Below are 14431 nucleotides of genomic sequence, written 5' to 3' on the forward strand. Positions count from 1 at the left end.
AGAGTGCTTGGGTTACCCGCCCGATCGACGTTTCGAAAGGTTCCTCCCTTGGCCAGCTCTCCGGCAGGAACGCTGTACCGGGGCCGCGAAGGTATGTGGTCGTGGGTCGCCCACCGCATCACCGGCGTGATGCTCTTCTTCTTCCTCTTCGCGCACGTCATCGACACCGCGATGGTCCGGGTCTCCCCCGAGGCCTACAACACCGCGGTCGAGACCTACAAGAACCCGATCGTCGGCCTGATGGAGGTCGGACTCGTCGCCGCGTTCCTGTTCCACGGCCTCAACGGGGTCCGGGTGATCCTGGTCGACTTCTGGTCGAAGGGACCGCGCGTCCAGAAGCAGATGACGTGGGGCGTCCTCGTCGTCTGGGTCGTGCTGATGGTTCCGTTCGCGATCCGCCACCTGGCCAACGTGTTCGGCGGTGGGTCATGACCGCGCCGACGATGGCGGCCCCGCGCACCAAGTCCAACCGGACGTCGTCGAACTTCGAGCTGAACTCCTGGCTGTTCATGCGCGGCTCGGGTGTGCTGCTGCTGGTCCTGGTCTTCGGGCACCTGTTCGTGAACCTGATGCTCGGCGAGGGCATCCACGCGATCGACTTCGCCTTCGTGGCCGGCAAGTGGGCCAACCCGTTCTGGCAGGTCTGGGACCTCGCGATGCTCTGGCTGGCGCTGCTGCACGGCACCAACGGCCTGCGCACGATCATCAACGACTACGCCACGAAGCCCAACACCGCCTTCGTGCTCAAGACGTTGCTGTACTTCTCGACGTTCGTGGTCCTGGTGCTCGGCACGCTGGTGATCTTCACCTTCGACCCGTGCATCGACCCGAGCTCGACGCTCGACGTCTGCCAGACGCAGTAAGGGACGGACATCATGGTTCAGCACCACAAGTACGACGTCGTCATCGTCGGGGCCGGCGGGGCCGGAATGCGCGCCGCCCTCGAGTCCGGGCAGCGCACCCGCACGGCTGTCCTCACCAAGCTCTACCCGACCCGGTCCCACACCGGCGCGGCCCAGGGCGGCATGTGCGCCGCGCTGGCCAACGTCGAGGAGGACAACTGGGAGTGGCACACCTTCGACACCGTCAAGGGCGGCGACTACCTGGTCGACCAGGACGCGGCCGAGGTGATGGCGCGAGAGGCCATCGACGCGGTGCTGGACCTCGAGAAGATGGGGCTGCCCTTCAACCGCACCGACGAGGGCAAGATCGACCAGCGTCGGTTCGGCGGGCACACCCGCAACCACGGGGAGGCCGCCGTACGACGGTCCTGCTTCGCGGCCGACCGCACCGGTCACATGATCCTGCAGACGCTCTACCAGCAGTGCATCAAGCACCAGGTGGAGTTCTTCAACGAGTTCTACGTCCTCGACCTGCTCACCACCGAGAGCAGCGGCGGCGTGGGCGTCAACGGAGTGGTGGCCTACGAGCTGGCCACCGGCGAGATCCACGTGTTCAACGCCAAGTCGGTCATCTTCGCGACCGGCGGCTTCGGCAAGGTCTTCCGCACCACCTCCAACGCGCACACCCTCACCGGCGACGGCATGGGCATCGTGTGGCGCAAGGGGCTACCGCTCGAGGACATGGAGTTCTTCCAGTTCCACCCGACCGGCCTCGCCGGCCTCGGCGTACTCCTCTCGGAAGCCGCCCGGGGCGAGGGCGGCATCCTGCGCAACAGCGACAACGAGCGCTTCATGGAGCGCTACGCCCCCACTATCAAGGACCTCGCCCCCCGCGACATGGTCGCGCGCGCGATGGCCAACGAGGTGCGCGAGGGCCGGGGCGCCGGCCCCGACAAGGCCTACGTCTACCTCGATCTGACCCACCTGCCCAGGGAGCAGATCGACGCGAAGCTCCCCGACATCACCGAGTTCGCACGCACCTACCTGGGCGTGGAGCCCTACACCGAGATGATCCCGGTGTTCCCCACCGCGCACTACGCGATGGGCGGCATCCCCACCAACATCAAGGGCGAGGCGCTCGCCGACAACCACACCGTGATCCCGGGCCTGTACGCCGCCGGTGAGGTCGCCTGCGTCTCGGTGCACGGCGCCAACCGGCTCGGCACCAACTCGCTGCTCGACATCAACGTGTTCGGCCGGCGCGCCGGCATCTATGCCGCGGAGTACGCCGCCTCCACCGACTTCGACGACATCGTCGAGGAGCGGCCCGAGGGGCGCGTCGTCGACATGATCGAGCAGATGCGCGACGCGGGCGGCTCGGAGCGGGTGGCGGCCATCCGCCAGGAGCTCCAGGCGACGATGGACATCAACGCGCAGGTCTACCGCACCGAGGGCTCGCTCAAGCAGGCGCTGGCCGACGTCGACGGCCTCAAAGTGCGTTACGCCAGCGTGTCGGTACAGGACAAGGGCAAGCGGTTCAACACCGACCTGCTCGAGGCCATCGAGCTCGGCTTCCTGCTCGACCTGGCCGAGGTCCTGGTCGTGTCTGCGCTGGCCCGCAACGAGTCGCGCGGTGGCCACTTCCGCGAGGACTATCCCACCCGCGACGACGTGAACTTCATGCGGCACACGATGGCCTACCGGGAACCCGACGGCGAGGGCCACCGGATCCGCCTCGACTACAAGCCCGTCATCGAGACCCGCTACAAGCCGATGGAGCGCAAGTACTGATGGCCACCGACACCGTCACCGAGGCGGGCGCAGCCCCCGCGCAGAGCACGACGGCGATGACCGTCACCGTGAAGATCCTCCGCTACAACCCCGAGGTGTCGGAGGAGTCGTCGTGGGAGTCCTACCAGGTCTCCGCGGAGCCGACGGACCGCGTGCTCGACGCACTGCACAAGGTGAAGTGGGAACTCGACGGCTCCCTGACCTTCCGTCGCTCGTGTGCTCACGGCGTGTGCGGCTCCGACGCGATGCGGATCAACGGCAAGAACCGGCTGGCCTGCAAGACGCTGCTCAAGGACGTCAACCCGTCCCAGCCGATCACCGTCGAGCCGATCAAGGGCCTGCCGGTGCTCAAGGACCTCGTCGTCGACATGGAGCCCTTCTTCGCGGCGTACCGCTCGGTCATGCCGTTCCTGGTCACCACCGGCAACGAGCCGACGCGTGAGCGGCTGCAGTCGCAGAAGGACCGGGACCGGTTCGACGACACCACCAAGTGCATCCTGTGCGCCGCCTGCACCACGTCGTGCCCGGTGTACTGGGCCGATGGTCAGTACTTCGGACCGCAGGCCATCGTCGGCGCGCACAGGTTCATCTTCGACAGCCGTGACGAGGGCACCGACCAGCGGCTGGAGATCCTGAACGACCAGGAGGGGGTGTGGCGCTGCCGCACGACCTTCAACTGCACCGAGGCCTGCCCGCGCGGCATCGAGGTGACGAAGGCGATCCAGGAAGTGAAGCGGGCGCTGATCTTCCGAAGGTGAGCGGGGGCCCGCGCTACTGCTGGAGGTCGTAGTCGGCCTGGGCCTTGCCGTCGGGCGCCGAGCTGGCGTGCACCCACACGTGGCCGCGGCCGTCGCACTCGGGGCGGCTGCAGTGCAGGTTGCCACCTGGGGACTTGGCATCACACATCGAATTACCTCCACTGTCAGGGTTGCCCGGGCGGGTGCAGGTGAAACGATGGTCTAGCGGCAAGGATGGACGCGTGCAGCACTCCTACGACGTCACGGTGACCTGGACCGGCAACCAGGGCACCGGCACCAGCCACTACCGCGCCTACCAGCGCAACCACACCGTCGCGACCGCGGGCCGCCCAGACCTGCTCGGGTCGGCGGACCCGACGTTCCACGGCGACCGCGAGCGGTGGAACCCCGAGCAGCTGCTCCTCGCCGCGCTCAGCCAGTGCCACCTGCTGTCCTACCTGCACGTGTGCGTCGACGAGGGCGTGGTCGTCACCGACTACGTCGACGACGCGACCGGCAGCATGACCACCGAGCCGGACGGCAGCGGGCGCTTCACCGACGTGCTGCTGAGGCCCCGCGTCACGGTCGCCGACGCGTCGATGGTGGCCGCCGCCGAGAAGGCCCACCACCGGGCGAACCGGCTCTGCTTCATCGCGAACAGCGTCAGCTTCCCGGTCCGGCACCAGCCGGAGACCGTCGTCGCCTGAGTGCTCGGGGAGGCCGGCTCAGGGCAGAGTGGCGTTGTTGCCGCCGCTGACCACCAGCACCACGGTCTCCCCGTCGGAGACGGGTACGAGACCGCTCATCACCGCGGCCAAGGGCACGGACGCAGCCGGCTCGGCCAGCACCCGCACCTTCTGCCACAGCCAGGACCGGGCCGCGACGATGGCGTCCTCCGACACCAGCGGCACCGTCGCTCCGCGGGCGGAGGCAATCGCGAAGGCGTGCTCCCCGATCCGAGGCGGCCCGAGCGCGTCCGCGGCCACGCCCGATGACGGTTCGGCGACCGGAGCACCGGCGGCCAGGGCGTGGTGCAGGTGCGGGCAGAGCTCGGGCTCGACCGGCTGCACGGGTACGACGCCGTCGAGGGCGGTCGCCACGCCGGCGTAGAGCCCGCCCCCGCCGCAGGCGATCACGACCCGGTCGGCGTCGGGGACCTGCTCGGCCAGCTCCAGGCCGAGGGTGCCGGCTCCCGACACCGTCGCGAACGTGTCGTAGGGGTGGACGACGGGCATTCCCTCGCGAGCGCTGAACTCCCGGCAGGCGTCGAGCGCGGCGCCCACGTCGCCGTCGACGGGGTGCAGCCGCGCGCCGTACTCCTCGATCCTGTGCAGCTTCGCCGGCGTCGCCGAGGCCGGTGCGAAGACGTCGGCGACCAGTCCGGCGGAGGCCGCGGCCCACGCCACGGCCACACCGTGGTTGCCGCCCGACGCGGCGGCGACGCCGCCGGCGCCCGCGGGAAGCGACAGCACGTTGTTCATCGCGCCGCGGGCCTTGAACGAGCCGGCGTGCTGGAGCAGCTCGAGCTTGAGCACCACCCGGCCCGCGGCGCCGAGCTCGGCACCCTCGACCTCGAGCACCGGGGTACGTCGGACGGCCGAGCCGACCCGTGCCCGCGCCTCCTCGACGTCTCGTCGGCTCGGCAGCACCCCCAGCGTCACGCGGACAGCCTGGCCGGGTCGTCGCGGTGGGCGTCTCGGCCGGTGGCCCGCCAGGTGCGCAGGCCGAGCCGGCCCAGCACCACCGCGATCACGAGGTTCACCACGATGAGCACGAGGTGCGCGACCCAGTAGCCGGTCGGCCGCTCCTCACCGCTCTGCTGCGCCGCGAGGAGGTTCTTGGCGAAGTTGGCGTAGCTGACGACGTTCCAGGCAGCGATGAGCAGGAACAGGACTGCGTGCTTGCGTTCGAGCTTCACCCGGCCATCCTGCCGCGACGGTCCGGGCACCCGGTCAGCGGGTCGCGCGCCGCCAGACGATCACGGCGACGGCGGCCGCCGCGGCCACACCGGCGGCGACCGCTCCGGCATTGGTCCCGGAGCCGGGCCAGGTCGTGACCGATGCATCGGGCCGGTGTGCCGGGCGCGGATGCTGCTCGAGTTCGTCGGTCACCGGGACGACGGGGCTCGGTGCCGGCGGATGCAACGGTGCCGCCGGGGACGCGTGCGGGTCGGGATCGGCGGCCGGGTCGGCGGCCTCCCGCACGTCGGTGACGCGCGGTGCACTCTCCTCGGCGTTCCCGAACGCCGCCCCCGGCGCGCGCATCGCCTCGTGCACTCGCAGCTCGATCGCTGCGGGTGAGGTGTAGGCAAACGCGGCACTGAGCACCACGACCCGCGAGAAGTAGTTGATCCACACCAGGAGGATCAGCGCGATGCCGAATGCCTGGAAGGCGGGTTGGTCCTTGGTGAAGCCGATCAGGAACACCGACAGCGACTTGAGGACCTCGAAGCCGATGCCGCCGAGGATCGCGCCGTACAGCAGCGACTTCCTCGGCAGGTGCGGGCCTACGAGAAGCTTGTACATGGCCAGGAACAGCAGCGTCGTGGCGGCGATACCGAGCCCGTGGCCGACCAGCCACAGCAGCACGGCGGTCACCGGGGTGTTCTCGAGGCCGACGAGATCGAGCACGTCCTGGGAGAACCCGGAGACCAGACCGGAGAGGGCGACGGAGAACAGCAGCACGAAGCCGATCACGGCCAGGGACACCAGGTCACGCAGCTTGCCGACGACGAAGTTCGGCTGCTCCCGCTCCGGCGTCTCGAACACCACCTCGAGCGCGGCGCGCATCGCGGACAACCAGCCGAGCCCGGCGTAGAGCAGACCGACCAGGCCGAGCAGACCGATGGTGGCGGCGTTCTGCTCGAACGTCTCCAGCGGGATCTCTCCCTCGCCGTTTCCGACGATGCCGGGCAGGAAGGTGTCGATCACCTCGACGAGGTCTTCTCGGGCGTCGGCGTACACCTTCGACACCTGACCGACGACGAAGAAGGCCAGGGCGAGGATCGGGAAGAAGGACAGGAACCCGAAGTACGTGACCGCACCGGCCTGTGCGTTGCCGTTGACCTTGCCGTAGTGCTGGACGGTGCGGACGAGGTGGTCGAGCAGGACGGATCTCTCGCGCGCGCTCTCGACGCGGGCGGCGACCCGCTCCTTCAGTGAGGCCATGTCGGTCTCCTACCCACCCGGAGGTGGATGTAGTGGTCAGTGACCGACCGACGCGGTGAGCGGGTAGTCACGCGTCGGGACCCATCCGGCGACCTCGTCGTGCTCGTAGAGCGAGAAGTGGTCTACCTCGAAGGCGCACTCGAAGTCCGAGAGCTCCCCGAACGCCCGGTCGAGGGTGGCGTCGTCGAGGTGGTGGGCGACAGTGACGTGCGGGTGGTACGGGAACTGGAGCTGCGCCTCGAGCGGCCCGCGCCGGATCGCCAGGGCCAGCTGCTCGCAGCCCGAGATCCCCTCCACGACGGTCACGAACACGACCGGAGACACCGGCCGGAACGTCCCGGTGCCGCGCAGGTGGACCTTGAACGCGGGGTTCAGCGCGGACGCCTCCGCCAGGTGCTGCTCGATCCGCGGCATCTGGCCGTCGGGCACGTCGAACGGCGGCATCAACGTGATGTGGGTCGGGATCCCGGCAGCGGTCTTGTCGCCGAGGTCGGTGCGGTAGTCCTGCAGCCGCCCACCCCACGGCTCGGGTACGGCGATGGCCACGCCGATCGTGCGGGGTCCGGGGGTCACGATCGGCAACCCTACCGACCCGGCCGCACGAAGCCGACCCGGTCGTAGACGTCGGCGAGCGTCCGCTCGGCCACCGCATCGGCCTTGGCGCAGCCGTCGGCGAGGATCGCGTCGAGCTGGGCCCGGTCGTCGAGCAGCTCGAGGGTGCGGTCGCGGAACGGCGTCACGAAGTCGACCACCACGTCGGCGAGGTCCTTCTTGAAGTCGCCGTAGCCGCGACCGTCGTACTCCTTCTCGAGGTCCTCGATGGCGCGGCCGGTCAGCGCGGAGTAGATGGTGAGCAGGTTGGAGATCCCCGGCTTCTCCTCCTCGTCGAAGCGGACCTCGGTCCCGGAGTCGGTGACCGCCGAGCGGATCTTCTTCGCCGAGACCTTCGGGTCGTCGAGCATCTCGATGATGCCGCCGGCGGTCGAGGCCGACTTCGACATCTTGGCGTGCGGCTCCTGGAGGTCGAGGATCTTGGCGGTCGCCTCGAGGATGTAGGGCTCGGGGAGCCGGAACGTCTTCTTGTAGCGGTGGTTGAACCGCCCGGCCAGGTCGCGGGTCAGCTCGAGGTGCTGGCGCTGGTCCTCCCCCACCGGGACGTACTGCGGCCGGTAGAGCAGGATGTCGGCGGCCTGCAGCACGGGGTAGGTGAACAGCCCCACCGACGCGGAACCCTCGCCGCCCTTGGCGGACTTGTCCTTGAACTGCGTCATCCGGCGCGCCTCACCGAAGCCGGTGAGGCACTGCAGCACCCAGCCGAGCTGGGCGTGCGCGGGCACCTGGGACTGGATGAAGATCGCCGACCTGTCGGGGTCGATGCCCATCGCGAGCAGCTGGGCGGCGGCCCGGAGACACCGCTCGTGGAGCAGCTTCGGCTCCTGCTCGACGGTGATCGCGTGCAGGTCGGCGATGAAGAAGAACGGCTCGTGCTCCTCCTGGAGCGCAACCCACTGCCGCAGCGCGCCGAGGTAGTTGCCGAAGTGGAAGGAGTCGGCGGTCGGCTGGATGCCGGAGAGCACGCGAGGGCGGGTCGTCGGCGCGGTGGTGGGAGCGGCGTCGGGCATGAGCGGCATTCTCTCAGGGCGGTACGGCAGGGAGACCGACGGGATCAGGACGCCTTGTCGTCGCGGGCGACCGGGGCCGGTTCGGGCTCGGGGTCGGGCTCGGGCTGGAGGGTGGCGACGTCGGGGTCGGGGATGATCTCCGGGGGTACCGCGGTGACGCGCACGCGTCCCACGCGTCGGTTCTCCACGTCGCGCACCACGATCCGGTGTCCCTCGAAGTCGACGGAGTCGCCCTCGACCGCGAGCCTGCCCAGCTGCGCCATGAGGTAGCCCGCGACGGTCTCGTAGGGTCCCTCCGGCAGCTCGATCCCGGTCTCGTCCTCGAAGTCGTCGAGGTTGAGCAGGCCGTCCACCTCGATGTCGCCGCTGCGGTGCCGGGTGGTCTCGGGCTCCGCGACGTCGTACTCGTCCTTGATGTCGCCGACGAGCTCCTCGACGAGGTCCTCCATCGTGACGATGCCCGCGGTGCCGCCGTACTCGTCGGCGACGATCGCGAGGTGGCTGCCCTCGCGACGCATGTCGGCGAGCGCCGCGAGGATCGGCCGGGTCCAGGGCAGCACGAGCGAGTCGCGGACCAGCTCGCCCACGCGGACCGACCGGTTGGCCATGTCGGGGTCGAGGAGATCGCGCACGTGGACGAAGCCGATCACGTCGTCGGCGGACCCGCGGATGACCGGGTAGCGCGAGTGTGGCTGGGTCAGCGCCTGCCGGGCGGCCTTGTAGACCGGGATGCTGGCATCGAGGAAGTCCACCTCGGTGCGTGGGATCATCACCTCGCGGATCTGCCGGTCGCCCGCCTCGAACACGTCCTCGACGATGCGGCGCTCCTCCTCGCCGAGCGTCTCGTGGGCGTTGACCAGCTCGCGGAGCTCCTCGTCGCTCATCTGCTCGGACCTGGCGTCCGGGTCGCCGCCGAGCAGCCGCACGACCGCGTCGGTCGACACCGAGAGCAGCCAGATGACCGGCCGCGAGACACGCGAGATCCGGTCGATCATCGGTCCGAGCAGGAGCGCCACGCCCTCGGCGCGCTGCAGTGCGAGACGTTTGGGTGCCAGCTCACCGAGCACCAGGGAGAGGTAGGAGATCGCGATCGTGACCAGCACCAGCGCGAGCGGCCCGGCCAGGCCCGCGGGCACACCCCAGCCGACGAGCACGGGCTCGAGGTCGTCGGAGAGCGTCGCCCCACCGAAGGCCGCGGAGAGGAATCCGGCCAGCGTGACGCCCACCTGGACGGCGGCCAGGAACCGGTTGGGGTCCTCGTTGAGCTCGGCGACCGTCTTGCCGCGCTTGCTGCGGCCGGCGAGGGCGCGCGCTTGGCCGTCGCGCAGCGAGACCAGCGCGATCTCGGCGGCCGCGAACATGCCGCCGATGAGGACGAACAGAACGACAAGCCCGATGCTGCCGAGCGTGCCGTTCACGGTCTATGTCCTTCGTCCATGTGGCAACGATAAGGGTTTGCGGGTGCCTGGCTCGCTCGACAGGGTGTGCGGATGAGGTACCCAGAGGACGTGCCGACGCTGACCGACGGCGTGGTCGTACTGCGTGCGCACCGCGACGACGACGTACCCGCGCTGCTGGAGCAGGCGCTCGACCCGGCGATGGTGGCGTGGACCACGGTGCCGGTGCCGTCCTCGGAGCAGACCTCGCGCGACTTCGCCACCAAGATCATCCCCGCCGGATGGGCGCAGGGCACGGCGTGGGCCTTCGCCGTCGAGGCAGCTGACGACGACGGGCGGCCCCGGTTCGTGGGCACCGTCGAGCTGCGGGACCGGGAGGAGCGGCGGGCGGAGATCGCCTACGCCGCGCACCCGTGGGCGCGCGGGCGCGGCCACATGGAGCGGGCCTGCCGGCTGCTGGTGGAGTGGGGCTTCACCGAGAAGAGGCTCGAGACGGTGATCTGGTGGGCCAACAAGGGCAACTGGGCGTCGCGCCGGCTCGCTTGGCGGCTCGGGTTCTCCGTGGACGGCGAGCTGCGCCGCTGGCTGCCGCAGCGCGGGGAGCTGCTCGACGCCTGGGTGGGTGTGCTGCTCGCAGGGGCACCCCGCGAGCCGCGCACGCCCTGGCTCGAGGTGCCGAGGATCGACGGCGGGTCGGTGACGCTGCGCCCGTTGGAGGAGCGCGACGCCGCCCGGATCGTCGAGGCGTGCAACGACGAGCGCTCGGTGCACTTCCTCTCCAGGCTGCCGCGTCCGTACACGCACGACGACGCGCTCGCCTACCTCGAGGACAGCCGCGAGGTGGCGGCACGGGGCGAGGCCCTGCGCTGGGCGGTGGCCGACCCGGCCGACGACCAGCTGCTCGGGACGATCTCCCTGTTCGACATCAAGACGGGGCACGAGGCCGAGGTCGGGTACTGGACCCATCCGGCGGCCCGCGGGCGGGGCGTGATGACCGGTGCCTGCCGGCTGGCGGTGCGGCACGCGTTCGTCCCGACCGAGGACGGCGGTCTCGGTCTGCGACGCGTGCAGGTGCTCGCCGCGGAGCCCAACACCGGCTCGCGGGCGGTCATCGAGCGGAACGGCTTCCGACAGGTCGGGCACGACCGGCTCGGCACCATGCTCGGCGACGGCACGCTGGTCGACACCATCGTCTACGACCTGCTCGCAGAGGAGTTCCGCGCCTGAACCTTCGGGACCTACGGCCCTGGGTTCGACGCCCGGGCCGTGCGACCTTGACCTCAGGCGCCCGAGGCGACCGGCCCGGCGTCCCGGCGTGGAGGAGGGTCAATGCCCATCTCAGAGTTCACCGACTGGCCCGTGGACGAGCTCAGTCTCGAGGAGTCCTGGGAGCTCCTCGGGACCCAGGAGCTCGGCCGGCTGGCCTACCGCCTGGTCGACGAGGTCTTCATCGTCCCGCTGAACTACACGGTCGACGGTCGCCGGCTGCTGTTCCGCACCGGCTCGGGCAGCAAGCTGCTCGCCGCAGCCCTGCAGTCGGACGTGGCGTTCGAGATCGACTGGTACGACGAGCGGACCGCGTGGTCGGTCGTCGCCCGCGGTCACCTGCGCAAGCTCAGCGACGTCGAGGCCCGGCGGGCCGACAGCCTGGGCCTCACCTCGTGGCTGCCGACCCCCAAGGACGACGTGATCGCGCTGCAGCCCGAGGCGGTCACCGGGCGCCGGTTCAGGTTGCAGCGGTCCTGAGGACGCTCCGGACGAGCGGCACTCCCCGTGGAGAACTGCCCGTTCCCGTGGTGAGTTCGCCGCGGGAAGGGGTGGATTACCACGGGACCGTGGTAATCCACCCGGCACCCCTCAGGACGTACGACGATGCAACAGCACCGACCACGCCAGGACGAGCAGCCCGGCCAGCGACAGTCCGGCGCCGACCCAGCTGGGGGCGGTGTAGCCCCATCCGGCCGCGATCACCAGCCCGCCGAGCCAGGCGCCGAGCGCGTTCGCTGCGTTGAGTGACGAGTGGTTCAGGGCGGCGCCGAGCGTGCGGGCGTCCCCGGCGACGTGCATGAGCCGCAGCTGCAGGTTCACCACCAGCACCGCGCCCACCGCCGACACGACGAACGCCGTCACCAGGCCGGGCACGAACCACTGCGAGGTCATCGTGAACAGCGCCAGCGAGAGTCCCATCGCGACCGACGATGCGACCAGCGAGCGCAGCACGGACCAGTCGGCGAGCCGCCCGCCGAGCATCGTGCCGGCGACCGCGCCCATCCCGAACGCGAGCAGGAACACCGGGACCGCCGACTTCGGCAGCCCGGTCACGTCGGTGACGGTCGGCGCGATGTAGGAGTACATCGCGAACATCCCGCCGAACCCGACCGCACCGACCAGCAGCGTCAGCCACACCTGCGGCTCCCGGAACGCCGCCAGCTCACGCCGTCCGGTCGCCGTCCGGTCGCCGGGGGTCGCCGGCACCAGCAACAGCACGAGCACCACCGTGAGCAGGCCGATCAGCGCGACCGCGCCGTACGCCGTCCGCCACCCGAGGTGCTGGCCCATCCAGGTGCCGGCGGGGACGCCGATGACCGTGGCGACGGGCAGCCCGAGCATCACCCGGCTGACCGCGCGACCGCGGCGCTCCGGCGTGACCATCGATGCCGCCGCGAGCGACGCGAGCCCGAAGTACACGCCGTGCGGGAGGCCGGAGAGGAAGCGGGCGCCGACAAGCTGCTCGTAGTCCTGGGCGAGCGCGCTGGTGGCGTTGGCGACGGCGAAGGCCGCCATCAGAGCGACGAGGAGCGCCCGGCGGGGCAGCCGGGCGCCGAAGACGGCGATCACCGGTGCGCCGATGACGACCCCGAGCGCGTAGGCCGAGATCATGTGGCCGGCCTGCGGGATCGAGACCGAGACACCGTTCGCCATCTCGGGGAGCAGGCCCATCGTGACGAACTCCGTCGTGCCGATCGCGAACCCGCCGACCGCGAGCGCCACCGTCGCCCAGGCGACCCGCCGCGCGGACAGCGGGGCGGTCGTCGCAGGGGCGTCGCGGTCGGTGGCCGTGGTCGTCACACCTGGCCCAAGAAGTCGCCCGGCCCGGCTATTCCCAGAGGCCGGTGTGTCCCCGGGCACCACGTCCGCGCGGGACCCGCAGAAGCGGTACGACGACACGGCGCTCCTCCTCGACGAGATCTCCGTCCACGGTCTGCACTCCGACGGCGGCCGCCGCGCGATCCGGCGGATCAACCAGATGCACGGGTCCTACGCCATCGCCGACGACGACATGCGCTACGTCCTCGCCAGGTTCGTGGTCGTGCCCAAGCGCTGGATGGACGACTACGGCTGGCGGCGGTTCACCGACGTCGAGGTCGAGGCGAGCATCCGCTACTACCGCGAGCTCGGCCGGCCGATGGGGATCAAGCGGCTGCCGCAGACCTACGACGGCTTCGAGCGTCTGCTCGACGACTACGAGGCGACCCACTTTCGGTACGACGAGGCTGGGCGCCGGGTCGCCGACATGACACTCGCGCTGCTGAGGTCGTTACCCCCGGGCCGCGGCCGGCCTGGTGGACGTGTTCTCCCGCGCCCTGATGGACGAGCCGCTGCTCACCGCGTTCGGCTACCGTGCGCCGCCGGCCCGGGGGTGCGCGCGGCACGGGCCGCACTCCGGCTACGGGGCCGGCTCGAGCGCCTGCCCCCGGCCCGGCGTACTCCCGTCCACGCCCGCGACCTGCCGCGGATCCGTTCCTATCCCGGCGGCTTCGACGTCGACGGGTTGGGCACGTTCCCGCGCGGCTGCCCGGTGCCGCATCGTCCCCCCGACGCGATACGACGCGACGTATCGGCGGTTTCCACCACCGTGGAATGACCGATACGTCGCGTCGTACCCGGGGGTGTGTGAGGTCAGCCCAGCGACGCGATCGCCTCGTTGAACGTCTTCGACGGCCGCATCACCTCGGCGGCCCGGTCCGCGTCGGGCCGGTAGTAGCCACCAAGGTCGACCGGTGAGCCCTGCACCGCGAGCAGCTCGTCGGTGATCGCCTGCTCGTCGGCTGCCAGCGTCGTGGCCAGCTCGTCGAACGCGGCGGCGAGCTCGGAGTCCTCGGTCTGCTTCGCCAGCTCCTGCGCCCAGTAGAGCGCCAGGTAGAAGTGGCTGCCGCGGTTGTCGAGCTCGCCGACCTTGCGGCTCGGCGACTTGTTCTCGTTGAGGAACGTGCCGGTGGCGCGGTCGAGCGTGTCGGCGAGGATCTGCGCGCGCGCGTTGCCGGTCGTCTCGGCGAGGTGCTCGAAGCTGACCGCCAGCGCGAGGAACTCGCCGAGGCTGTCCCAGCGCAGGTGGTTCTCCTGCACCAGCTGCTGCACGTGCTTCGGTGCGGAGCCGCCCGCGCCGGTCTCGAACAGCCCGCCGCCGTTGATCAGCGGCACCACCGACAGCATCTTGGCGCTGGTGCCGAGCTCGAGGATCGGGAACAGGTCGGTGAGGTAGTCGCGCAGCACGTTGCCGGTGACCGAGATGGTGTCCTCGCCCTTGCGGATCCGCTCCAGCGAGAACGCGGTCGCGTCGACCGGCGACAGGATCTCGATCTGGAGACTGTCGGTGTCGTGCTCGAGGAGGTACTCCTTCACCTTCGCGATCAGGTTGGCGTCATGGGCGCGGCCCTCGTCGAGCCAGAACACCGCCGGTGCGCCGGTGGCACGAGCCCGGGAGACCGCGAGCTTGACCCAGTCGCGGATCGGCACGTCCTTGGTCTGGCACATCCGCCAGATGTCGCCCTCGGAGACCACGTGCTCGAGCACCACGTCGCCGTTGTCGTCGACGACCCGGACGGTGCCGGTGCGAGGGATCTCGAAGGTCTTGTCGTGCGAGCCGTACTCCTC

General features: G+C 70.3%; 17 protein-coding genes. 8 read left to right on the forward strand and 9 right to left on the reverse strand.

All coding sequences use genetic code 11. The features are described from left to right. The first annotated feature begins 48 nt into the window (after positions 1-48). From sdhC to VFH10_RS18260, 4 genes are read left to right on the forward strand one after another with little or no spacing between them, the layout of a single operon-like run. Positions 49-432: a succinate dehydrogenase, cytochrome b556 subunit gene (sdhC, locus tag VFH10_RS18245; protein ID WP_325131167.1), complete on the forward strand. Its 384-nt coding sequence runs from the start codon at positions 49-51 to the stop codon at positions 430-432. Continuing rightward, a complete protein-coding gene (locus tag VFH10_RS18250; RefSeq protein ID WP_325131168.1) occupies positions 429-863 on the forward strand; it encodes a succinate dehydrogenase hydrophobic membrane anchor subunit in 435 nt (144 codons plus the stop codon). Before sdhC ends, VFH10_RS18250 begins: the two co-directional genes overlap by 4 nt. Positions 864-875: 12 nt before the next feature. Continuing rightward, positions 876-2633 (forward strand): succinate dehydrogenase flavoprotein subunit, encoded by a 1758-nt coding sequence (sdhA, locus tag VFH10_RS18255; RefSeq protein ID WP_325131170.1) that lies wholly within the window; start codon positions 876-878, stop codon positions 2631-2633. Beyond that, positions 2633-3391: a succinate dehydrogenase iron-sulfur subunit gene (locus tag VFH10_RS18260; protein ID WP_325131172.1), complete on the forward strand. Its 759-nt coding sequence runs from the start codon at positions 2633-2635 to the stop codon at positions 3389-3391. Before sdhA ends, VFH10_RS18260 begins: the two co-directional genes overlap by 1 nt. 13 nt (positions 3392-3404) lie before the next feature. Here VFH10_RS18260 and VFH10_RS18265 read toward each other — a convergent pair whose 3' ends face one another. Continuing rightward, positions 3405-3539, reverse strand: coding sequence for a hypothetical protein (locus tag VFH10_RS18265; protein WP_325131173.1), 135 nt, complete (start codon positions 3537-3539; stop codon positions 3405-3407). 73 nt (positions 3540-3612) lie between these two features. Between VFH10_RS18265 and VFH10_RS18270 the strand changes: the two genes are divergently transcribed. Further along, a complete protein-coding gene (locus VFH10_RS18270) occupies positions 3613-4077 on the forward strand; it encodes an OsmC family protein (RefSeq protein WP_325131175.1) in 465 nt (154 codons plus the stop codon). Positions 4078-4095: 18 nt separating this feature from the next. Here VFH10_RS18270 and VFH10_RS18275 read toward each other — a convergent pair whose 3' ends face one another. The 6 genes from VFH10_RS18275 to VFH10_RS18300 are packed head-to-tail and all read right to left on the reverse strand — an operon-like array spanning position 4096 to position 9577. After that, positions 4096-5031 (reverse strand): serine/threonine dehydratase, encoded by a 936-nt coding sequence (locus VFH10_RS18275; RefSeq protein WP_325131177.1) that lies wholly within the window; start codon positions 5029-5031, stop codon positions 4096-4098. Next, a complete protein-coding gene (locus VFH10_RS18280) occupies positions 5028-5288 on the reverse strand; it encodes an SCO4848 family membrane protein (RefSeq protein WP_325131179.1) in 261 nt (86 codons plus the stop codon). The genes VFH10_RS18275 and VFH10_RS18280 overlap by 4 nt, the downstream gene beginning before the upstream one ends. 34 nt (positions 5289-5322) lie before the next feature. Continuing rightward, complete coding sequence (locus VFH10_RS18285; RefSeq protein WP_325131181.1) at positions 5323-6537, reverse strand: YihY/virulence factor BrkB family protein; 1215 nt, start codon at positions 6535-6537, stop codon at positions 5323-5325. A 36-nt stretch (positions 6538-6573) separates the two neighbouring features. Continuing rightward, complete coding sequence (locus tag VFH10_RS18290; protein ID WP_325131182.1) at positions 6574-7110, reverse strand: 2'-5' RNA ligase family protein; 537 nt, start codon at positions 7108-7110, stop codon at positions 6574-6576. Positions 7111-7121: 11 nt separating this feature from the next. Next, positions 7122-8159, reverse strand: a complete 1038-nt coding sequence (trpS, locus tag VFH10_RS18295) for a tryptophan--tRNA ligase (protein ID WP_325131184.1) — start codon at positions 8157-8159, stop codon at positions 7122-7124. Positions 8160-8203: 44 nt separating this feature from the next. Further along, positions 8204-9577, reverse strand: coding sequence for a hemolysin family protein (locus tag VFH10_RS18300; protein WP_325131186.1), 1374 nt, complete (start codon positions 9575-9577; stop codon positions 8204-8206). 72 nt (positions 9578-9649) lie between these two features. Between VFH10_RS18300 and VFH10_RS18305 the strand changes: the two genes are divergently transcribed. Further along, positions 9650-10783, forward strand: coding sequence for a GNAT family N-acetyltransferase (locus VFH10_RS18305; RefSeq protein WP_325131189.1), 1134 nt, complete (start codon positions 9650-9652; stop codon positions 10781-10783). Between the two features lie 102 nt (positions 10784-10885). Continuing rightward, positions 10886-11302, forward strand: a complete 417-nt coding sequence (locus VFH10_RS18310; RefSeq protein WP_325131192.1) for a pyridoxamine 5'-phosphate oxidase family protein — start codon at positions 10886-10888, stop codon at positions 11300-11302. Between the two features lie 111 nt (positions 11303-11413). Here the strand turns inward: VFH10_RS18310 and VFH10_RS18315 are convergent, their stop codons facing one another. Then, a complete protein-coding gene (locus VFH10_RS18315) occupies positions 11414-12625 on the reverse strand; it encodes an MFS transporter (protein WP_325131194.1) in 1212 nt (403 codons plus the stop codon). 46 nt (positions 12626-12671) lie between these two features. Between VFH10_RS18315 and VFH10_RS18320 the strand changes: the two genes are divergently transcribed. Further along, entirely contained in the window at positions 12672-13421 is a 750-nt protein-coding gene (locus VFH10_RS18320) for an oxygenase MpaB family protein (RefSeq protein ID WP_325131196.1), read from the forward strand. Between the two features lie 35 nt (positions 13422-13456). Here VFH10_RS18320 and VFH10_RS18325 read toward each other — a convergent pair. Beyond that, positions 13457-14431: NADP-dependent isocitrate dehydrogenase (locus VFH10_RS18325; RefSeq protein WP_325131198.1), on the reverse strand; the 975-nt coding region annotated here is incomplete at its 5' end.

The organism is Nocardioides sp. (assembly GCF_035697785.1).
Lineage (GTDB): Bacteria > Actinomycetota > Actinomycetes > Propionibacteriales > Nocardioidaceae > Nocardioides_B.

Bases quoted from the DNA above. Each gene is read 5' to 3' on its own strand.
- VFH10_RS18310 (WP_325131192.1), top strand. From the start codon at position 10,886: ATGCCCATCTCAGAGTTCACCGACTGGCCCGTGGACGAGCTCAGTCTC.
- VFH10_RS18305 (WP_325131189.1), top strand. From the start codon at position 9,650: ATGAGGTACCCAGAGGACGTGCCGACGCTGACCGACGGCGTGGTCGTA.
- VFH10_RS18250 (WP_325131168.1), top strand. From the start codon at position 429: ATGACCGCGCCGACGATGGCGGCCCCGCGCACCAAGTCCAACCGGACG.
- sdhA (WP_325131170.1), top strand. From the start codon at position 876: ATGGTTCAGCACCACAAGTACGACGTCGTCATCGTCGGGGCCGGCGGG.
- VFH10_RS18260 (WP_325131172.1), top strand. From the start codon at position 2,633: ATGGCCACCGACACCGTCACCGAGGCGGGCGCAGCCCCCGCGCAGAGC.
- VFH10_RS18265 (WP_325131173.1), bottom strand. From the start codon at position 3,539: ATGTGTGATGCCAAGTCCCCAGGTGGCAACCTGCACTGCAGCCGCCCC.
- VFH10_RS18285 (WP_325131181.1), bottom strand. From the start codon at position 6,537: ATGGCCTCACTGAAGGAGCGGGTCGCCGCCCGCGTCGAGAGCGCGCGC.
- trpS (WP_325131184.1), bottom strand. From the start codon at position 8,159: ATGCCCGACGCCGCTCCCACCACCGCGCCGACGACCCGCCCTCGCGTG.